We start from the raw sequence: 19,181 nt of genomic DNA on the forward strand, positions 1-19,181 counted from the left end.
TATTTTACTTGTTTATCAAATAATTATATAGACCGTACATTGTAGAATCCTTCAAAGGTAATTTTTGATTATCTTCGGTTGCTTGAACAATTTTGACATAATCTTCAAAATCAGGCACCTCCAATTGTTGAATGGCTACAAACTGATCACCATTTTTATATTCCTTTGTTTTTTCTATACCACTGTCTAAATAAGTTATCTTTAACATTAATCATTGTCTCCCTGAGCTCTTAAAATTTCACCGAGTGAAGGTTGTTCCTTAACATCAATATGATACTTCTTTGCATAAGCATCAACTGCATCTTGACCATACAACTTAGGGTCCAATGGCATAAAGGCCGTTGCAATCGGGTCATCTTGTTTAATTACCGCATTAACGACGATTGGTTTCTTGTTCCCAGAAGCCTGTAGTTCTTTGATTTTGTCGAACGTTTCATTAACATCTTTAATTGACTTAACAGTAAATCCAATACCACCAAGTCCTTCAGCTACCTTAGCCCAGTCAGCACCTGTCAAATCAACCCCGTACAAGTGTTGCTTTGATGCAACTTGTTCATAGTAGATAAAACCTAATCTTTCATTTGAAAGAATAACATTAACAACTGGCAAACCATATCTAGCTTCAGTAATTAAATCAGGTGCTACCATTGAAAATCCACCATCACCTGATAGAGTCCAAGCTTGTCCTTCAGGAACACTCAAGGCACCGGCCAATCCAGCTGGTAATCCAAAGCCCATTGTTGCAAATAAACCTGACAAGGCAAAACGTTGATTGTGATTCATTGGCAATCCACGGACACCAAATTCAGTTACATTACCAGTATCAACACCATAAGTATCGTTAGGTCCGGCCATTTCAGCAATTTTACTTGTAACAGTTTCAGGATTCAATCCATCACTGTCATCTTTAGCAAGTTTGTCTAACCACTTGTCCCAGTTAGCTTTATTCTCTTGGTTAGCTTTCAACCAAACACCTGCTGGTAAAGTTTCTTTGGTATTGATCAAGGCTTGCAAATAACTCTTCGCATCAGCTATAACTGCATAATCAACATCAACTGTTTTACCAATATCGTAAGGGTTATTGTTTACATCGATAATCTTGACGTTTTCAGGCCAGAATCTAGCAAATGGGAATTCTGAACCGATAAACAGAATCAAATCAGTATGTTGTAAAGCTTCAAAACCTGACTTACTCCCTAGTCTACCAAAGGTACCGATGAAGTTAGGATGATCGGTACTGATAACACCAGATGCTGGAACTGTATTCATAACTGGTATGTTGAATTGTTCAGAGAACTTGGTCAAAACATCTCTTGCTCCTAGCAAACCACGTCCGGCATAAACTAATGGATGCTTAGCTTCCTTCAACATTTTCAAAGTATTTTGAACATCATCTGGATTGATTGTTTGAGAATAAGTATTCTTTACAATCTTTGGAGTCTTGGCAGGTGTGTAATCAATTTCCTTAGTTGTTAAATCTTCTGGCAAAATAACGACCGCTACACCATTTTGACGATATGCTTCACGAATGGCCTGATTAATTACATAAGGAATTTGTTCTGCTGTTGTGACGGTACGGTTATAAACTGCAACATCACTAAACATTGGTCCTTCATCCATTTCTTGGAAGTAATTAGTATTCATATTTTCTTGTGGTACTTGACCTACTAAAGCCAAAACAGGAACGTGATCCATCTTGGCATCATACAATCCATTGAATAAATGTGTGGCACCAGGGCCGGCAGAACCAAAGGCGACACCAATCTTACCTGTGAATTTAGCATCAGCCGAAGCAGCAATAGCGCCTACTTCTTCATGACGTACTTGAATATACTTAACCTTATCTTTTTCTAAATAAAGACCTTCAACGGTATGGTTGATTGAACCACCAGGTACACCATAAATGTGGTCAACACCCCAATCCTCAAGAACTTTTACTAAAGCTTGCCCAGCTATCATTTTTGTCATATTTACACTTTCCTTTCGAAAACCTCAATTAACATTTATGCATAACTATATAAGTTGCCTGCAAACGTTATCATCGAATACTTTAGCGAAAAAATCAAATAATTAATCTCGATATATTTTGTAATTGTATACAAAACTTCAACAAAAAAAGCAAGGCAAGCGCCCTGCTTTGTAATTTCATCAATTGTTGAAAAACTGTGATACAACTAGGAAAACTATTCCACCAACAATTACCCCAATACCGATAATGAGATAATTCCACAATCCTAATACCCCTAAAAGAATTAAGATAATCCCAATTATTGGATGATGTAACAACGCAATTCCTGTCTTGATAAATAACCAAATAATTACAAGAATTGCTGCCCCAATAGCAATCAATATCGGTGCCGAGCTACTAGTCGTGCTGGCTGCCATTAATGTGAGCATTTTAAGCCTCCTTTTGTAGATTAGATTATATCATTAATGACTTTAACTAGTATATTATTTTGTGTAATTAAATATCTTTTAAAAAAATATATAATTTACTGTAAATCTCATGAAAATAATATTACAATCAAAGCTTAAAGCAATTACGGATGTGTACATTTATCTTTTTGATCCAAAGGAGTTTTATTTTGATATTTAAACCAAATAATCACAGAAAGTGGCTTTCTTTAACCTATGTAGTTATCTTCTTTTTACTAGAGATTATGATTGTCAGCAATAATTCTTTCATTTTAGGATTTGACCACTCTATTCAAAATATTCTAGGTAGCATAGTATCACCTGCTAACACTAAAATATTTTCTACAATTACATTTTTAGGTAGTCCTATGATGGACGTGATTTACCTATTATTAATTATGTTTATTCTTTTCAAAAAGGGTAAAAAGGATTCTAGTTTATGGATTGGTTTCATTCTAATTAGTGGAAATATTATTGCTTTCCTTGTAAAAATGACCGTCAGACGCCAAAGGCCACTGGGAAAAATCATCCCTGCTTCAGGATATAGTTTTCCTAGCGGTCATGTCTTTGGAACTACTCTGGTTATTCTGACATTAATTTTTCTAATTTTACCTGTTATTAAAAAGGTATCTAATAGGAAAATCATCACAGGATTATTAATAACCTGGCTTATAATTGTTGCTATTTCAAGAGTATACCTCAGAGGACATTTTCCCAGTGATGTTATCGGGAGTGCCTTATTGGCTGGTACTTGGTGGGAATGTTGTGAACTACTATATTTAAGATACTATGACTCAATCACTAATCTAATTGATCATAAAGACTAAAATACTCAATCGACTGTTAGGGTCGATTGAGTATTTTTTTATCTATTAACGATTTCCTTCACAGCTGATAATAGTTTCGTAATATCCTCATCATAAACTTCCCCAATATTACCAATTCTAAATGTTGGCACTTGAGAAATCTTCCCAGGATAAATAACAAACCCATCTTCCTTTAATTCTTGATAGAATTTATGAAAATCAAAATCATCACTTGGATAAATAAATGACGTGATAATTGGTGATTGAAATTCTTCATCAATTAAAACTTTAAAACCAAGTTCTTCCATACCAGAGGCCAGATGCTTTTGATTATTTACATAACGTTGATGGCGTGCTATTACTCCACCTTCTTCATTTAGCTCCTTTAGAGCTTCCGCAAAAGCATGGACAACATGAGTTGGTGAAGTAAATCTCCACTTACCATTGTTACGTTCCATTTCATCATATTGTCCATATAGATCCAGCGACAATGTTCTAGCAATTCCTTTAGCGGCTTCTAAAATCTTTCTTTTAGCAATAACAAATGAGAATCCAGGTACGCCTTGAATACATTTGTTAGAACTACTAATCAAGAAATCAATTTTATTAGCTTTCACATCAATTGGAACTCCACCAAAACTACTCATTGCATCGACAATTGTGATTACTCCACGATCACTGACCTTAGGAATAATTTCTTCAATTGGATTTAGAATTCCAGTTGTTGTTTCGCAATGAATCATTGCAAAATGAGTTACGTCTGGATTTTCATCCAAAGCTTTTGTAACTTGTTCCAAAGTAATTGGTTGTCTTTCATCAACAACTAAATCAACATGCTTAATACCATAAACATCAGCCATTTCACTGATACGTTTACCATATGCACCATTGATAGCAATTAATAACTTATCATTATCAGAAATAGTCGAACTAATTACTGATTCAACTCCATAAGTTCCACTACCTTGAATTGGTACAGCTGAATATTCTTCTTCACTAACTTGTGCTACGTCCAGTAGCGAATGACGAAATGATTGTGTAATCTTTTTATAATCGTCATCCCAAGTACAGTAATCAAAATCCATTGCACCTTTTACTTTTTCACTAGTAGTTAATGGTCCAGGTGTTAGAAGCAAATATTTTTTTACCATTTTTTATCCATCGATTCATTTAAATATTCAATAATTTGAACCAAGTCATAAATGCTGTCAATTATAAAATCAGCATTAACAGATTCAAATTTACGTTTTACTTCATTACGTTTAGCAATTTGTTGCTCGTTATCCAATTCATCAAATTCAACCTGTGATAATCCCATTAAACTACTGCCTTCGACTATCCCAACTGTTTTGACACCAGCATTACGACCTTCTTCAATATCTACTAAAGTATCCCCTACTTTAATTATCTTTTTGGAATCATCAATATTGAATTTTCTCATAATCAATTGGATCATTGCTGGAGAAGGACGTCCTTGATTATTAACATCTTCCGACGTCACAACTAAATCAGGAGTATAGCCATATTCTGCAGCTTTATATTCAACAATCTTCATCATTTCCGCAGTATAACCAGTAGTAGTTGCAACTTTAATGCCGTAATCTTTCAAATAATTGAAAGTCTTTAATACACCTGATTTCAATTCTGTATATTCTTTTAAATAATGAATCAATGATTGTTGAAAACCGGCATATATTTTTTTACGGTCATCATTGTTAGGTAATGCTGAATACTTTTCTTGCCACTGCTGCTTAACATCATCGAGTTCAAGAATTTTGCCAATGTGGTCCCACTTGGCCATTCCCATATCTCGACGAATTTCTTCATCACTTAATTCTATTCCGGCATCTTTAAACGCCTTTTTGAATGCGATGACTGGTGCTAAACTCCCATAATCAACGGTTGTTCCCGCCCAGTCGAAAATAACTGCTTCAATCATAAAAATTCTCTCCCTAACTTAACGATCTAAATAGAAATGTCTTATTTTGACCGCAATAAACTCAAGCAAAAATGTTACTAAAATAATTAAGTAAACGATAAATCCTACTTCATGAAAATCAAAACTCATACCACTGGCAACAAATAATTGGTATCCAATTCCTCCGGCACCAGCGGCAGCGCCAACAGCAATTGCATTAGCAAAGTTAATTTCTAAACGAATAAACGTCCATGAAACAAATGAGGCCATGATGGTTGGCCAAATAGCTTGAAATACAATTACCCAAAATTTACTTCCTGTAACTTCCAATGATTCAATAGTAGATTTATCAATTCCTTCAATACTTTCTGAATAAGCTTTAGTTAAGTAAGCCACACTGTGGAAACTTAATCCTAAAATAGCCGCAGTTGATCCTAATCCACAAACAATGGAAAAGATCAAAGCCCAGATAATTGTTGGAATAGCTCTTACAACAGCCATAACTACTCTAATAATTGTTCCTAGATAAACATTAGTTAGATTTTTAGAAGCTAAGACGGCAAAGAAAAATCCGAATACAGCTCCAATAATGGTTGTCATAATTGAAATGAGCAAGCTCATTCCTAAACCTTGTAGTAGTTCTCCTAATCCATCACTACCAGTACTAGGTTGTAAAAACATTTGGTGGAGTGTTGACGTTAATTCTTTAACTGCTGCATTTAACTGCACATTAGCCGTATCCAAATGTGTCAGTGTAAAACCTGTAATCAACAATAATGAGACGAATACTAACAAAATCATTACTCGGGATAAACTAGTCTCATGTAATTTAATGTTGGGTGAACTTGGCAACTGAGGTTTTTTAATAACCCTATCTTCGCTATCTATCATAAGATTACCTTTCTAATTTGATTTGAAATTAATTCCAGTCCAATTACCACGATAATAATGGACAAGACAGTCATTCCAGCAGCATCAAATCTAAAGCTCTTGTAATATAAATCGAAAATGAATCCAATCCCTGTACCTGTCAAAATTCCAACCAACGTAGCATCACGGACGTTATTTTCTATCATATAAAGAATCCAACTTAGAACACTAGGCAAGATTTGTGGCAAAACAGCTTGAAAGATAACTTGGAAATAACTTGCCCCAGTAGCTTTCAAAGCCAACATCGTCTCACTTGCCTCGTCCTCAATAATCTCCATAAAAGCACGGATTAAAAATCCAATGGACATTAATAGCAAAGCTAAGAATCCAGTAAAATCACTTTGTTTAAATGAAAATAGTAAAATCATTGACCAAGCAACTAATGGAATATTTCTAAAGAAAGAAGCTATTCCACGCACAATCAATTGAACAAAGCCATTTATACCAGTGACTTTAGAACCAATTAGAGCTACAAAGATGGAAATAATAGCAGCCACTACTGTTGAAGAAATGGCCAACAACACCGTTTGCATCAATTTTTGCCAAATCTTAGGTAGATACTCTACTGACTTAGCTGTAGGTTGAAAGTTAATACCTAACCACCCAAAAGCTCTGGGAACTGCCATTAGTCCGCTTAAATTATCAAAGTTTAGAACCCAACTACCTAATATATAGGTACCGCCAATAATTGCGATTATCGCGGTTTGATACCAACCTTTGCGTGTTAAATATTTTGCAGAAGATTGCATTATTCAAGCTCCTTTGTAATGTCTTGATCATAGAGCGTCCTCAAAATATCTTCTGATAACAAATCAGCGGCTTCGTCAAAGACTAATTGTCCCTTACGAATACCAATAATTTGGTCAGCATATTTTTTTGCCATGTTTATTTGATGTAAATTGGCAACACAAATCAAATTGTATTCTTCAGTTAAATCTTTAAGCAATTGCATTACAGTTTGTGCAGATGCTGGATCAAGTGAGGCAATCGGTTCATCACACAAGATGACCTTAGGGTGTTGGATTAAAGAGCGAGCAATCCCAACTCGTTGTTTTTGACCACCACTTAATTCAGAACATCTTTGCAATGCAAAATCTTCTAAACCAACTTTCTTTAATAAAGACATAGCCTCTTCTTTTTCGGCTTGGGTATAACGACCGAAAACACCAGCCAAAGTTGATTTATAACCCAAACGACCATGTAAAACATTTTCAATAACAGTCAATCGCTCAACCAAATTATAATTTTGAAAAACCATTCCAATCTGACGACGATATTTTCTTAATTGAGCTTTATTAGCCGAACGAATATTACTACCATCAAGAAGAATCTCTCCATTATCATCTTTGATTAATTGATTCAAACTTCTCAATATTGTTGTTTTACCAGCACCAGATGGTCCAATAATAGCGACAAATGTCCCTGGCTTAACACTGAAAGATATGTTTGTTAGAGCTGGATGATCTTTTTGGTAACTTTTGTCTAAATTCTTAACTTCTAACATAGGCCGCCTCTTTATTTACCAACTAGTTCATGAGTAGGTTTGTACCATTCATCATCAACTTTTAGAAGAACAGTTTTGTCTGTTTTCTTTTGCCATAGAGTTGGTGTTTTACCTTTTCCATCAGAGAATAGATCTTTATTATTTGTAATATCTTTTGATGTAAAGTGTTTTGCAATTGCGTCAATATCATCTTTACTTAGGGCTTTTGAATTTACAACGAAAGGTCCATTTTGTACTGGCAATACTGAAAGGTTAACTAATTCCTTACCTTTGAATTCTGCGAATGGTGCATCAGCATCACTTCTTACAGTGAATGTTGAACCAACTTTGTCATAACTACCAGATGTAACCTTTAGGAATGGTGTAAGGTCACCATCGTCAAATGCAGCAACGTCAGCGTCACCTTTTAGCAAGTTAATGGCTGAACCTGGGTGAGTACTACCGTAAAGAACTTTATCGAAGAATTTGCCACCTTCTGATAATTGGTCTTTATTCTTTAATTTAAAGTGCTTTTGAATTTCATCTGTTGGTACGGCGAAACCTGAAGTTGAACTTGTTGAAACAAATGATGCTTTCTTACCTTTGATGTTATCAATGCTGTACTTACCGTCTTTTTTGTATTGATCTGCCTTACCTTTTTGAACCATCAAATATGAACGGTAACTAGCACCTTTGGTTGTACCATCAGGACCTGATTGGAGAAGCAATGGAACAACTTTTTCATTCTTAGCATGTGCTTGGATATAACCGTCAGCACCCATGAATGCTAATTGAGCCTTACCTGAAGCGATAGCTTCGATAGCAATATTGTAATCTGTAGTTGTTTGAATATTAATTTTCTTACCAGTTGCTTTATGTAATTCTTCTTTCAATGCCTTTCTTGAAGCACTGAAATTTTTAGCTGATTCATTTGGATAGAAAACCATTGTGATTTCCTTACTGCTGTTGCTACCAGCTTTTGGTGAAGCTGAACTCTTTGAAGAACAACCAGCTAAGACACCGGTTAATAATAAAAATACCCCTAGAAAAGCGGTTAATAATCGCCCTTTTTTCATAACTAACTCCCAACTTTCTATTTCATTTTTTCGAACAATCTTAGATTAACAAAGCTATGTAAATTAACGATTAACTTTCTGTAAAATATATTTTTATAAACTTTACATGTTTTAAACAATTTATATACAAATGACAATCTTCCGCCATCGTCAAGTCAGCGCTATAATAGATTTGAAAAAAATGGGAGGTAAGTTTATGGCAACAAATATTCCTTATGTTGAATTAGCAAACGGTGTTACAATTCCTCAAGTTGGTCTGGGTGTATTCAAAATGAGTGACGAGGAAGTTCTTAATAGTGTTAAATGGGCCATTGAGAGTGGCTACAGACATATTGATACAGCAAGTTTCTATGACAACGAAGAAGCTGTCGGTAAGGCAATTAAAGCAACGGGAATTGATCGTAAATATCTTTTCGTAACTACTAAAGTTTGGAACGATGTCCGTGGATACGATGAAACTATTGCTCAATTCAATAAATCTTTGAAAAAATTAGGTATGGATTATCTAGATTTGTATCTAATTCATTGGCCAGCAGCTGGTTTTGAAGAAAATTGGCGAGCCATGGAAGACCTATATAAACAAGGTAAGATTAAAGCTATCGGTGTCTCCAACTTCAAAGCACACCATATTAAAGAGTTGATGAAAACAGCTACGATTGCCCCAATGGTCGATCAAATTGAAACTCATCCTTATTTCCAAGAAAATGATCTTCATGAATACTTAAAGAAACATCACATTGCCCATGAATCATGGAGTCCACTTGGCGGTGGTGTCAATAAAGTTATCGATGATCCAATTATTAAACAAATTGCTGAAAATCATCAAAAGTCACCAGCACAAGTAGTCCTACGTTGGCACATTCAACGTGGCGAAATTATTATCCCTAAATCAACTCATGAAAATCGTATTAAAGAAAATATCCAACTGTTCGACTATCATTTCAATTTAAGTCCTGAAGAAATGGAACAAATCTCTCAATTGGACAGCAATAAACGTGTTGGAGCTGATCCTGACGACACTGAATTCTTAAAAGAATCAACAACTTACACAACTCAAAATCACTAATAAGCAGAAAAAAAAGACCATCCCTTCGGATGATCTTTTTTTATATTCTAACGAACTGTTTCGATCCAACGTTTCATCAAATAAATATTAATGACACTAAAGAGCGCTATCCAAACACACGCAATACCTGAACCAATCCACAAGGTTGAATTCAACTGTCTAACCGTATCAATTTGGAAATCATTTTGATAAAAAGCTGTGAAAATGTTAAACATAATATAATTAAAAGCCCATAGTGATAAGCCAATGACAACCAAATAAACTAAGAATAAAACAAACTTTTGTCGACCAAATGGTAAAAAGCCACTGACCAAATTAACAATAAAATGAATCAAAGTAATACCAGACCAAACTACGATAGTAGCTAAAGCCATAAACAATAAAAGTTGAATTGCTGCCATGATATCTTGAGAACTAATATTGTTATTGAACTGCTTATATTTAGAGTATTTAATTATTATAGCAATTAAATCTATTAGACCATTTATAACGGTTTCCACAATCCATAGATAAACAGTTGCCAAAAATGTCGTTAAGATATTGCTTAAGTATAATTTAGTATCAGAAATAGGAATCAAACGATAATTACTACTTGTCAGGACACGTTCATTAACACGTGACAACATGACAACACTAACAAAATTAACAATCATTATGCTTGAAATAAATAGTACTGGAATAAATTCAAAGCTACTATATCCCATTTTAAAAAGATTGATGAAAAAAATAACTACGATGGCTATTGCGTCAATTACTAAAATCCAATTCATCAATTTGAATTTATTCCACATTAGGTTTTTACTTACTCCCCAAAAATTACTCATCGAGCTAATCCCCCTTCATAAACCTTTTCGTAATATTCTTCGATTCCTAAATGATATTTCATTTGAATATTTTCTACAGAATCTACTTCGTAAACTGTCTGATCCTTGATGATCACAATATCATCCAACAAACTGGCAATTTCCGTTACATAGTGGTCACTGATAATAATCGTTGAATCATCGGTCTTCCAACGAATAATACTACTAATAATTTTCTTACGTGACATACTATCGATACCATTTAAAGGTTCATCCAAAAGGTACAGTTTAGTTTCCCTAGATAAAGCCAAAGCTATGACTAACTTTCCACGGGTACCTGTTGATAACGAAGCTAAACGCTTAGAACCATCTAAATTCAAATACTCAGAGATTTCTTTATATTTTTCATCAGAGAAGTCACTATAAGCATTACGATAAAATCTGACAATATCATCAATTCTTGAACTTCTAGCAAAGCCATCTAAATAATCGCTCAAACTAACCTGAGATTTGATTTTAGATTTCTGCGTCATGCCATTAACTGTAATATTCTTTTCACTACTAGCATTAACCCCTGCAATCAAACGCATCAAAGTGGTTTTACCTGAACCGTTCTCGCCTAACAAACCAATAATTTTTCCACTATCTAAACTCAAATTAATATGGTTCAAAATTGTTTTACTATTTTTTCGATAACTAAGATTATCAATTTCTAAAATTTTACTCATGGTCATCATCCCTCTGCTTAACATACTTAATAAAACTATCAATTATTTCGTCGTTACTCATTTTTAAAGCATGCAATTTATCATATGTTTCATCCAATGTACTCTTCACAATACGATCCCTCAATTCCCCAATAATTGTCTCGTCGCTCGTTATGAAATTCCCTTTACCACGTTGGGCCGCAATAATATGCTCTTCAGTCATTTCTTTTAAAGCCTTTTGAACAGTATTAGAATTAGCTGTAAATTGAACTGCCAACTGTCGTACCGATGGTAATTGCGAACCTGGTTCATATTCATGTGAAATAATCTTATGATATAAAATTTCTTTAATTTGCAAATATATCGGAATGTTATCAATATATTCCATTATTTTTCCTCCACACTGTCCTACTACACTAATACAGTACATCCTAGATAAATAAAAATCAACCATTTTATTTACCTACATAAAAAAATAAGTATCAGTCACAAAAGACTGATACCCACAATTAATCTTGAGCTAATGATTTTTTCAAAGTTTGTTTTAATAATAATGGTGAAATCAAAGTTACTAAGATGATAACTAGAATAATGGCTGAATAATCAGTATTATTCAATAAACCAGCTTGGTGACCAATTTGAGCAGTAATCAAGCCCATCTCACCACGAGCTATCATACCTGTTCCAATAACTGAACTACTCAAGTTATCAAAACCACTGAACTTGGCGCCTAATCCACAGCCAATCCACTTAGTTAAAGCAGCTAAAATAACTAACACGATAACCAAAATTAAATTTCTCAAAAAATGATTTAAGGTCATATTCAAACCAACACTTACAAAGAAAACGGGTATAAAAATTGAATTTCCTAGAGGCTCAACATGATCGGCCAAAACGCTCTTATACGGTGTATTAGCTACGGCGATTCCTGCAAAAAATGCACCAATAGCACCACTTAGTCCAACTATATTAGCTAACCAAGCCATACTTAAACAGATAATCATCGACATAATTGTTACACTCGATGGCACAATTAGACGTTCACCCAAATGCATCAAATATGGTGCAATCCATTTAACTAATAAGAAGGTTCCACAGAAAAAGGCTAACTGCTCTAAAAGAATAATCAGAATTCCTGGTTGATGTCCACCGGCGTGAATTCCTTGGCTAGCCAACAAACTGATCATCAAGGATAATAACAAAACGCCGATAATATCATCTGCTACCGCAGCACCCAAAATAGTAGCCCCTTCACGAGTCGACAAAGCCTTATATTGTTTTAATACGGCCACTGAAATAGAAACAGAAGTAGCTGAAAAAACGACCCCGATGAACAAAGCTTCTAAGAAAGAAAAGCCAAACAAGTAAGTTACTCCACCCATTACTAAAACTGGTAAAATAACTCCAGAAATAGCCACGATCACGGCTGGACGTAAATATTTTCGCAATAATTTCAAATCACTTTCTAGTCCACCTAGAAACATCAGAATAACAACTCCAATGTCGGAAAAAGCACTGACTAGTCCATCTAATTTTATCCAGTCAAGTATCGCTGGTCCTAATACGATTCCTACCAACAGTTCACCAATAACAGCAGGTATCCCAATACGATTGGCAAAATGGCCGGCTATTGTAGTTGTAATTAAAATTAAACATAACGGCCCTATAAAATTCATTTAATCCCCCATTCGTTAAATATTAAAAATAATTTTATTAAATTCGTTAATATCCATTCTACTACATCATCAAATTAAAAAAAATGTAACACAAAATGTTTGCTTTCGATATATCATAAAAACCTCAGACTCCAATTAAACTACCGGAGTCTGAGGTTTTATTTTATTTTAAATATTTAAAAACTTGTTGTCCTGCTTGACGTCCAAAGACTACTGTTTCGGCAATTGAATTACCACCAATCCGATTGTTCCCGTGTAATCCACCGACTACTTCTCCTGCTGCAAACAAGCCCTTAATGACTTGATTATCAGTATTCAAAACTTGGGTATCACGATTAATCGCTACACCACCCATTGTGTAGTGAACGGCTGGTGCAATATGGATTGCAAAGAATGGTCCTTGAGAAATGGTTCTTTCCATTCCTGTACTACGATTGAATTCACTATCTTTATTAGCTTCAACGGCTTTATTCCATTTTTCTACTGTTGCCTGCAAATTCTCTGGATTCAAATTCGTCTTCTCCGCTAATTCAGTTAAATCTTTTCCATTTTCTACTAAACCGACATGATCATAAAATTCAATGGCTTTAACTCGTTGACGAATGCTTGTATCTAAAATTAAGTAAGCTCCAGTTCCACCTAAATCATCAATTGCTTGGGTAACATTCTTCCGTGTATCCAATTCATTAACAAAGCGTCTGCCCTCGTTGTTAACCAAAATTGCTCCTTCACCACGAACGGCTTCACCAATTAAAAAAGCATGTGGTGTATCTTGTTGAACAGTCGGATGGACTTGAACTTGATCCATATCAACCAACTTTGCTCCGACATTTTGAGCCAATTTGATTCCATCACCAGTAGCACCCGGTTGATTAGTTGTTTTCAAAGTAGTTAAATCCTTACGATACTTGGCTAAAAGATCTTTACCCGCGCCAAATCCACCAGTGGCCAAAATAACAGCTTTCGCATGAATTTTAATTTCCTGATTTGCCGATGCTTTTACACCAACAATCTGATCATCTTTCATCAACAGTTGATCAACTTTAATATTATCAAACAAAGGAATTTGATATTTATTTACTAATTTCAATAATTCTGTTACTAAGTATCCACCAATCGGTGCCAACGAACTAGGACGGTGGGTACGCATCGTTTTCATACCACCGGTAATCGTTAAATCATCCAGTTCAATTCCGTGCTGTGCCAACCAATCAATGGCTAGAGCTCCATGTTCAGTGAAAAATTTTAACAGTTCAGGATTATTTTGCTTTCCTCCACCAATAAAGGTTTCATCGTAGAAATCTTGAAAACTATCCACAATTTTATGGTTCAATTGTACAAATGTTTCAGCGGCGTTCATTCCTGAGGAAGCACGAGTCGTGTTACCACCAAGTTTATCCATTTTTTCTAATATGACGGGAGAAAGTCCCAGCTCATAGGCTTGGATAGCACTTGTCAGCCCGGCACCACCAGAACCGATAATTATTACATCATAATTATTTTTCAAATGATCTATTTTAGTAGGTGTAAAAATAAATTTTTCTGCCATTTTATTTCTCCTCAATATTAGTCATATCAATCGGTACAACCCATTTATCAAATTGCTCTTCTGTCACTAGACCCGACTTGACAGCGGCTTCCTTCAAAGTTGTACCATCAGCTTGGGCCTTTTGAGCAATTTCTGCACTTTGATGATAACCAATATGTGGTGATAAAACTGTAACTGTCATAAGTGAACGATCAACCAATTCGGTCATACGTTCTTTATTAACAGTCAAACCAGCAATCATTTTATCGGCAAAACCATACATCGTTCCCGTCAATAATTCGGCGGATTCTAAGAAAGCACTGATCAAAACTGGTTTGTAGACATTCATTTCAAAGTTACCTTGACTAGATGCCATTGTGACAACGACATCATTTCCCATCACACGCACAGCAGCCATCGTGATAGCTTCAGCCTGAGTAGGGTTAACTTTTCCTGGCATAATTGATGATCCTGGTTCATTAGCAGGAATATTCAACTCGCCATAACCAGATCTAGGACCACTGGCCAAGAACCGCACATCATTAGCTATTTTCAGCAAATCACTAGCTAAAGTCTTAATGGCACCATGTACAACATTCAAACCAGAATGAGCAGCTAACCCATAAAATTTATTAGTATCAGCAGTAAATGGATGATTGTAAACTTGACTCATCTGTTCAGCAATCTTATCAGCAAATCCTGGTGCGGCGTTTAATCCCGTTCCAACAGCAGTTCCGCCAATTGCTAATTCACCAAGTGTTTGATTAAGACTCTCTAAATATGAGAGATCATGTTTCAACATGCTCACCCAACCGCTAACTTCCTGTCCAAAGGTTAACGGAGTAGCATCTTGTAAATGTGTGCGACCTATCTTAACTACTTTCCAATATTTTTCTTGCTTTTGTTTCAATTCATCTATTAAGTGTCGTGTTGATTCTTCTAATTTATCCACAGCCAGAGCAGCCGTGATATTCATTGCCGTAGGAAAAATATCATTTGAACTTTGACCATGATTAACATCGTCATTTGGTAAAATTTCTAGTTTAGCATCGATTTTCTGAGCAACATGTGAAACCACTTCATTCACATTCATATTAGTTTGTGTACCAGAACCTGTTTGGTATACCACCAATGGAAAATCCTTTTGAAGATCTTCATCTTTTAAACTCAATAATTGATCAATGCTTTTCACAATCAAATTGGCCTTTTCTGTACTGATTGCATGAGCTTCATTATTGGCAATTGCGGCAGCCTTCTTAATCTGTAAGAGAGCCTTAATAATTTCTAAAGGCATCTTTGCACCTGTGGAAAAGTTATTACGACTACGCTCTGTTTGTGGTCCCCAGAGAGCCTCTTGAGGTATCTTTACTGCACCCAAAGTGTCTTCTTCAATTCTATAGTCTGCCATCAAATTCCTCCAAATAATTTAATACATCAATTATAACGAAGTTGTCTTTAGATAAAAATAAATCCGATTAGAAAACACTTTTTATTGTTTATCTTGGATAAACAAAACAGCGACTACTCAGGATATCTATCCTAAATAATCGCTGTTTATTTTTATCTCTTCTTACTATCCTTAATCGCACGTAAAGCACGTTTACGTGTCTTGATATTAGGACTCTTCAATTGTCTGTATGCTGTGGCAGTTTTTACTTGTTCCATAATTTCTCCTTACCAGCTAGCTTTTTGAACACCAGGAATCTTACCCTCATGTGCTAACTTACGAAAATTCAAACGTGACATACCAAACTTACGCATATAAGCGTGTGGACGTCCGTCTAATGAATCACGATTCTTAATTCTAACGGGACTCGAATCTCTAGGTAACTTAGATAAAGCAATGTAATCACCTTGAGCCCTTAATTGCTTGCGGATCTCAGCGTATCTTGCTACCAATTCTGCTTGTCTCTTATTCTTTTCAATTTTTGATTTTTTAGCCATTATTTTACCTCTTTAAAAATTTCTCTTTGTTTTGATTTTGGTGAATACTTTCTTAGTTCTAAACGTTCTGGATTATTTTGTTTATTCTTGCTTGTTAGATAGAGACGTTCGTTAGTCCTACTACACTCTAATATAATATTCTGACGCATATTTCCCTCACATATATAAATGATAATTTTTACTGTTTGTATTCTAGAGATTTTAATTATTAAAGTCAACTATTTTGTTTCAACCTAATTTTTAGAAATAAATCGTTGACATTAATTCGGTACCGAACTATAATTCATTCTCGTAATAAAGTTCGGTACCGAATTAATTTAAAAAAATGAAATGAGGAATACAAATATGAGTAAACTTACAGATGATTTAATGAAACAATTACGTTTTATCGGTGAAGCAGGCAACTACTTCATGAGCCAAAAGAAACAAAAATTAACTGGTCAACAACGTGTCTTAGCCATTTTGAAATTAGAAGATGGTTTGACCCAGAACTATTTGGCTAATGTCCTAGACCTTAGACCTAGTTCTCTAGCTGAATTGATGAAGAAAATGGAAACTAAAGGCCTCATCAAACGTCAAGAAGATCCTGAGGACAAACGTAGCAAACACGTCTATCTAACTGATGAGGGACACCAAAAAGCTGAAGAAAATGCGGCTTTGAAGAACGAAAGCTACAGTGAAACTTTTCTAGCCGGCTTAAACGACGACGAGAAACAGCAATTCAGTATTTATCTTCAAAAAATTTCTGATGGTTGGGACGTTGATTTCAAAAAAAACTCCGAAAAATTCGTCGACCCAACCGATCGCTTCAAAGCCATGCTGAACATGCGTGATCAAATGATGGAAATGCATCAAAACATGGATCCTGAAGAAATTGATCGTATGCGTGATGAGATGAGAAAAAATATGCATAACATGCCATTTGACAGACGCTGTATGCCCGGATTCGATCCTAGACATGACCCACGTAATCATGATAACCACGGTCATAGACCAGATTTTCATAATAACTTTTGGCGTGGCAATGAATTTTAATTTAGTGAGGATATAAAAATGCGTAATGAAACAATGATGAGACGTGATCTGCCTAAAAGAACCGGTACTTTCAAGTTCAAGGACTTCCTACAGTTGATCAACAGCGTCAATCCGAAAAAAGCTCTTTTCCTATTAGGAATGCTTTTGAGTTTAGTTACTAGTGGTGCCAGTTTAGTCGTACCTCAGTTAACCAAAAAGCTGGTTGATACCAGTGGCTTATCAAAAATAGACAGTAAAATGTTAGTCGTTTTAATCCTAGCTTTTGTAACCCAATTAGGCTTTGGAACAATCGGCGGCTACATTCTAAGATATGTTGGCGAAAGTTCAGTTAAAACTCTACGTGAGAAACTCTGGGCCCACCTGTTAACACTACCGGTTGATTATTTTGATGATCATAAATCAGGTGAAAGCAGTTCCCGCCTAGTTAACGATACTAGCGTTATTAAAGATTTAATTACTGCTCAATTCCCTAATTTCATAACCGGAGCAATTCAATTAGTCGGTTCAATGGTCATCCTTTTCTTTATGGATTGGAAAATGGCTTCACTAATGTTTGGTGTTGTCCCAATTATTGTTCTGATCTTACTGCCTATTGGGAAGGTAATGTCTCGTTTAGGCCGCAAACTTCAAGCTGCTACGGCTGACTTTAATGCTGATGCCAGTGAAAAGCTTTCCGAAGTTCGTTTGATCAAATCAAGTAACGGTGAAGTATTTGAAAAAGAGACCGGCGGAACTTTGATTGATCGTATCTTCAAAGTTGGGATTAAAGATGCTAAAGTTGAAGCTGTTTTGCAGCCAATCATGACAACCGTTATGTTAGGAATCTTTGTCGGTATTCTTGGCTATGGTGCCGTCAGAATTCAACAAGGTACTTTAACAAGTGGTTCATTAGTTGCTTTCCTACTATATTTATTCAATATCATTACCCCCGTAGCCAGTTTTGCCACTTTCTTCTCTCAAGTTCAAAAGGCTATGGGTTCAACAGAAAGAATTCAAGAGATCCTAAGTACTGAACCCGAAACAACTACCGGTCAAGATATCGACGTTGAGGGAAAGACAATTACAGCCGATCACTTGAATTTCAGTTATGATAAAGATCATCCCATTTTGCATAATGTTTCATTCGAAGCAAAACCCAATACAGTTATTGCCTTTGCTGGACCTTCTGGTGGAGGTAAATCAACTATCTTTGCTCTGTTAGAAAGATTCTACCAACCTGATTCCGGTACAATCAAAGTCGGTCAAGAAGAAATCAATAATATTAGTCTAGCTAATTGGCGTTCCCAGATTGGTTACGTATCTCAAGATAGTGCTGTTTTTGCCGGAAGTATTCGCGATAATCTTCAATACGGTTTGAATCATCAATTAACTGACAAAGAACTTTGGCATGGACTTCAATTAGCTTACGCAGACGAGTTCGTAAAGAATTTTCCAGAACAGTTAGAGACTCAAATTGGTGAACGTGGTGTCAAACTATCTGGTGGTCAAAAACAACGAATTGCCATTGCTAGAGCCTTCCTACGCGATCCAAAAATTCTAATGTTAGATGAAGCCACTGCCAGTCTAGATTCAGAATCCGAAGAAAAGGTTCAACGAGCTTTAGATCAATTAATGATCGGCCGTACTACCTTAGTGATAGCACATCGACTTTCAACAATCGTTGATGCAGATCAAATTTACTTTATCGAAAAAGGTACTGTAACTGGTCACGGAAGCCACCAAGAATTAATGAAAGATCATAAACTCTATGCTCAATATGTTAACGAACAAATGGTTAACTAAAAAAGCGACCCA

The 19,181-nt window shown here is 35.4% G+C and carries 22 protein-coding genes; 4 read left to right on the forward strand and 18 right to left on the reverse strand.

The genetic code is table 11. From position 1 onward, the window contains the following. Positions 1-4 precede the first annotated feature (4 nt). From FC97_RS05995 to FC97_RS06005, 3 genes are all read right to left on the reverse strand, one after another. Positions 5-208: a hypothetical protein gene (locus tag FC97_RS05995; protein ID WP_054642480.1), complete on the reverse strand. Its 204-nt coding sequence runs from the start codon at positions 206-208 to the stop codon at positions 5-7. Continuing rightward, on the reverse strand, positions 208-1,968 hold the full coding sequence (gene spxB, locus FC97_RS06000) for a pyruvate oxidase (RefSeq protein WP_056967931.1): 1,761 nt from the start codon (positions 1,966-1,968) through the stop codon (positions 208-210). The genes FC97_RS05995 and spxB overlap by 1 nt, the downstream gene beginning before the upstream one ends. Before the next feature lie 180 nt (positions 1,969-2,148). Then, positions 2,149-2,397 carry a hypothetical protein gene (locus FC97_RS06005; protein WP_054642479.1) on the reverse strand — a complete coding sequence of 83 codons (249 nt, stop codon included), beginning with the start codon at positions 2,395-2,397 and terminating at the stop codon, positions 2,149-2,151. 188 nt (positions 2,398-2,585) lie between these two features. On the opposite strand from FC97_RS06005, the gene FC97_RS06010 reads away from it, so the two are divergent. Beyond that, on the forward strand, positions 2,586-3,242 hold the full coding sequence (locus FC97_RS06010; RefSeq protein ID WP_054642478.1) for a phosphatase PAP2 family protein: 657 nt from the start codon (positions 2,586-2,588) through the stop codon (positions 3,240-3,242). Positions 3,243-3,280: 38 nt separating this feature from the next. Here FC97_RS06010 and phnW read toward each other — a convergent pair whose 3' ends face one another. The 6 genes from phnW to FC97_RS06040 are packed head-to-tail and all read right to left on the reverse strand — an operon-like array spanning position 3,281 to position 8,628. Continuing rightward, positions 3,281-4,372: a 2-aminoethylphosphonate--pyruvate transaminase gene (gene phnW, locus FC97_RS06015; RefSeq protein WP_054642477.1), complete on the reverse strand. Its 1,092-nt coding sequence runs from the start codon at positions 4,370-4,372 to the stop codon at positions 3,281-3,283. After that, the gene (gene phnX, locus FC97_RS06020) at positions 4,366-5,160 is read right to left on the reverse strand and encodes a phosphonoacetaldehyde hydrolase (protein ID WP_054642476.1); all 795 of its coding nucleotides are present in this window, start codon (positions 5,158-5,160) and stop codon (positions 4,366-4,368) included. Before phnX ends, phnW begins: the two co-directional genes overlap by 7 nt. Positions 5,161-5,178: 18 nt before the next feature. Beyond that, positions 5,179-6,030: a PhnE/PtxC family ABC transporter permease gene (locus tag FC97_RS06025; RefSeq protein ID WP_025084455.1), complete on the reverse strand. Its 852-nt coding sequence runs from the start codon at positions 6,028-6,030 to the stop codon at positions 5,179-5,181. Continuing rightward, on the reverse strand, positions 6,027-6,818 hold the full coding sequence (locus FC97_RS06030; RefSeq protein WP_054642475.1) for a PhnE/PtxC family ABC transporter permease: 792 nt from the start codon (positions 6,816-6,818) through the stop codon (positions 6,027-6,029). Before FC97_RS06030 ends, FC97_RS06025 begins: the two co-directional genes overlap by 4 nt. Beyond that, positions 6,818-7,573, reverse strand: a complete 756-nt coding sequence (phnC, locus tag FC97_RS06035) for a phosphonate ABC transporter ATP-binding protein (protein ID WP_054642474.1) — start codon at positions 7,571-7,573, stop codon at positions 6,818-6,820. Before phnC ends, FC97_RS06030 begins: the two co-directional genes overlap by 1 nt. Before the next feature lie 11 nt (positions 7,574-7,584). Continuing rightward, on the reverse strand, positions 7,585-8,628 hold the full coding sequence (locus FC97_RS06040; protein ID WP_054642473.1) for a phosphate/phosphite/phosphonate ABC transporter substrate-binding protein: 1,044 nt from the start codon (positions 8,626-8,628) through the stop codon (positions 7,585-7,587). Positions 8,629-8,824: 196 nt separating this feature from the next. Here FC97_RS06040 and FC97_RS06045 point away from each other — a divergent pair, with 196 nt between their 5' ends. Next, complete coding sequence (locus FC97_RS06045) at positions 8,825-9,694, forward strand: aldo/keto reductase (RefSeq protein WP_054642472.1); 870 nt, start codon at positions 8,825-8,827, stop codon at positions 9,692-9,694. A gap of 47 nt (positions 9,695-9,741) precedes the next feature. On the opposite strand, the gene FC97_RS06050 is transcribed toward FC97_RS06045, so the two are convergent. The 9 genes from FC97_RS06050 to rpmG form a co-directional block, all read right to left on the reverse strand. Beyond that, a complete protein-coding gene (locus FC97_RS06050; RefSeq protein ID WP_054642471.1) occupies positions 9,742-10,518 on the reverse strand; it encodes a hypothetical protein in 777 nt (258 codons plus the stop codon). After that, positions 10,515-11,225 carry an ATP-binding cassette domain-containing protein gene (locus FC97_RS06055; RefSeq protein WP_054642470.1) on the reverse strand — a complete coding sequence of 237 codons (711 nt, stop codon included), beginning with the start codon at positions 11,223-11,225 and terminating at the stop codon, positions 10,515-10,517. Before FC97_RS06055 ends, FC97_RS06050 begins: the two co-directional genes overlap by 4 nt. Next, positions 11,218-11,592 (reverse strand): GntR family transcriptional regulator, encoded by a 375-nt coding sequence (locus tag FC97_RS06060; RefSeq protein WP_054642469.1) that lies wholly within the window; start codon positions 11,590-11,592, stop codon positions 11,218-11,220. Before FC97_RS06060 ends, FC97_RS06055 begins: the two co-directional genes overlap by 8 nt. 121 nt (positions 11,593-11,713) lie before the next feature. After that, positions 11,714-12,880, reverse strand: a complete 1,167-nt coding sequence (locus tag FC97_RS06065) for a cation:proton antiporter (RefSeq protein WP_054642468.1) — start codon at positions 12,878-12,880, stop codon at positions 11,714-11,716. 163 nt (positions 12,881-13,043) lie between these two features. After that, positions 13,044-14,429 carry a flavocytochrome c gene (locus tag FC97_RS06070; RefSeq protein ID WP_056967933.1) on the reverse strand — a complete coding sequence of 462 codons (1,386 nt, stop codon included), beginning with the start codon at positions 14,427-14,429 and terminating at the stop codon, positions 13,044-13,046. A 1-nt stretch (position 14,430) separates the two neighbouring features. Next, positions 14,431-15,816: a class II fumarate hydratase gene (locus FC97_RS06075; protein WP_054642466.1), complete on the reverse strand. Its 1,386-nt coding sequence runs from the start codon at positions 15,814-15,816 to the stop codon at positions 14,431-14,433. Positions 15,817-15,968: 152 nt separating this feature from the next. Further along, positions 15,969-16,073, reverse strand: coding sequence for a putative metal homeostasis protein (locus tag FC97_RS13485; protein WP_158106809.1), 105 nt, complete (start codon positions 16,071-16,073; stop codon positions 15,969-15,971). 9 nt (positions 16,074-16,082) lie between these two features. Beyond that, complete coding sequence (gene rpsN, locus FC97_RS06080) at positions 16,083-16,352, reverse strand: 30S ribosomal protein S14 (RefSeq protein ID WP_056967935.1); 270 nt, start codon at positions 16,350-16,352, stop codon at positions 16,083-16,085. Then, on the reverse strand, positions 16,352-16,501 hold the full coding sequence (gene rpmG / locus FC97_RS06085) for a 50S ribosomal protein L33 (RefSeq protein WP_054642465.1): 150 nt from the start codon (positions 16,499-16,501) through the stop codon (positions 16,352-16,354). The genes rpsN and rpmG overlap by 1 nt, the downstream gene beginning before the upstream one ends. Before the next feature lie 196 nt (positions 16,502-16,697). Between rpmG and FC97_RS06090 the strand changes: the two genes are divergently transcribed. Both FC97_RS06090 and FC97_RS06095 read left to right on the forward strand, forming a co-directional pair. Next, positions 16,698-17,387 carry a MarR family winged helix-turn-helix transcriptional regulator gene (locus FC97_RS06090; protein ID WP_054642464.1) on the forward strand — a complete coding sequence of 230 codons (690 nt, stop codon included), beginning with the start codon at positions 16,698-16,700 and terminating at the stop codon, positions 17,385-17,387. A gap of 18 nt (positions 17,388-17,405) precedes the next feature. Then, complete coding sequence (locus FC97_RS06095) at positions 17,406-19,169, forward strand: ABC transporter ATP-binding protein (RefSeq protein ID WP_054642463.1); 1,764 nt, start codon at positions 17,406-17,408, stop codon at positions 19,167-19,169. The last annotated feature ends 12 nt before the right edge of the window (positions 19,170-19,181 follow it).

This window comes from Companilactobacillus kimchii DSM 13961 = JCM 10707 (assembly GCF_001435445.1).
In the GTDB taxonomy this organism is placed as follows: Bacteria; Bacillota; Bacilli; order Lactobacillales; family Lactobacillaceae; genus Companilactobacillus; species Companilactobacillus kimchii.

Bases quoted from the DNA above. Each gene is read 5' to 3' on its own strand.
- FC97_RS06055 (WP_054642470.1), bottom strand. From the start codon at position 11,225: ATGAGTAAAATTTTAGAAATTGATAATCTTAGTTATCGAAAAAATAGT.
- FC97_RS06075 (WP_054642466.1), bottom strand. From the start codon at position 15,816: ATGGCAGACTATAGAATTGAAGAAGACACTTTGGGTGCAGTAAAGATA.
- FC97_RS06040 (WP_054642473.1), bottom strand. From the start codon at position 8,628: ATGAAAAAAGGGCGATTATTAACCGCTTTTCTAGGGGTATTTTTATTA.
- FC97_RS06095 (WP_054642463.1), top strand. From the start codon at position 17,406: ATGCGTAATGAAACAATGATGAGACGTGATCTGCCTAAAAGAACCGGT.
- phnW (WP_054642477.1), bottom strand. From the start codon at position 4,372: ATGGTAAAAAAATATTTGCTTCTAACACCTGGACCATTAACTACTAGT.
- FC97_RS13485 (WP_158106809.1), bottom strand. From the start codon at position 16,073: ATGGAACAAGTAAAAACTGCCACAGCATACAGACAATTGAAGAGTCCT.
- FC97_RS06005 (WP_054642479.1), bottom strand. From the start codon at position 2,397: ATGCTCACATTAATGGCAGCCAGCACGACTAGTAGCTCGGCACCGATA.
- phnX (WP_054642476.1), bottom strand. From the start codon at position 5,160: ATGATTGAAGCAGTTATTTTCGACTGGGCGGGAACAACCGTTGATTAT.
- spxB (WP_056967931.1), bottom strand. From the start codon at position 1,968: ATGACAAAAATGATAGCTGGGCAAGCTTTAGTAAAAGTTCTTGAGGAT.
- FC97_RS06060 (WP_054642469.1), bottom strand. From the start codon at position 11,592: ATGGAATATATTGATAACATTCCGATATATTTGCAAATTAAAGAAATT.
- FC97_RS05995 (WP_054642480.1), bottom strand. From the start codon at position 208: ATGTTAAAGATAACTTATTTAGACAGTGGTATAGAAAAAACAAAGGAA.
- rpsN (WP_056967935.1), bottom strand. From the start codon at position 16,352: ATGGCTAAAAAATCAAAAATTGAAAAGAATAAGAGACAAGCAGAATTG.
- FC97_RS06025 (WP_025084455.1), bottom strand. From the start codon at position 6,030: ATGATAGATAGCGAAGATAGGGTTATTAAAAAACCTCAGTTGCCAAGT.
- phnC (WP_054642474.1), bottom strand. From the start codon at position 7,573: ATGTTAGAAGTTAAGAATTTAGACAAAAGTTACCAAAAAGATCATCCA.
- FC97_RS06030 (WP_054642475.1), bottom strand. From the start codon at position 6,818: ATGCAATCTTCTGCAAAATATTTAACACGCAAAGGTTGGTATCAAACC.
- FC97_RS06045 (WP_054642472.1), top strand. From the start codon at position 8,825: ATGGCAACAAATATTCCTTATGTTGAATTAGCAAACGGTGTTACAATT.
- FC97_RS06070 (WP_056967933.1), bottom strand. From the start codon at position 14,429: ATGGCAGAAAAATTTATTTTTACACCTACTAAAATAGATCATTTGAAA.
- rpmG (WP_054642465.1), bottom strand. From the start codon at position 16,501: ATGCGTCAGAATATTATATTAGAGTGTAGTAGGACTAACGAACGTCTC.
- FC97_RS06065 (WP_054642468.1), bottom strand. From the start codon at position 12,880: ATGAATTTTATAGGGCCGTTATGTTTAATTTTAATTACAACTACAATA.
- FC97_RS06090 (WP_054642464.1), top strand. From the start codon at position 16,698: ATGAGTAAACTTACAGATGATTTAATGAAACAATTACGTTTTATCGGT.
- FC97_RS06050 (WP_054642471.1), bottom strand. From the start codon at position 10,518: ATGAGTAATTTTTGGGGAGTAAGTAAAAACCTAATGTGGAATAAATTC.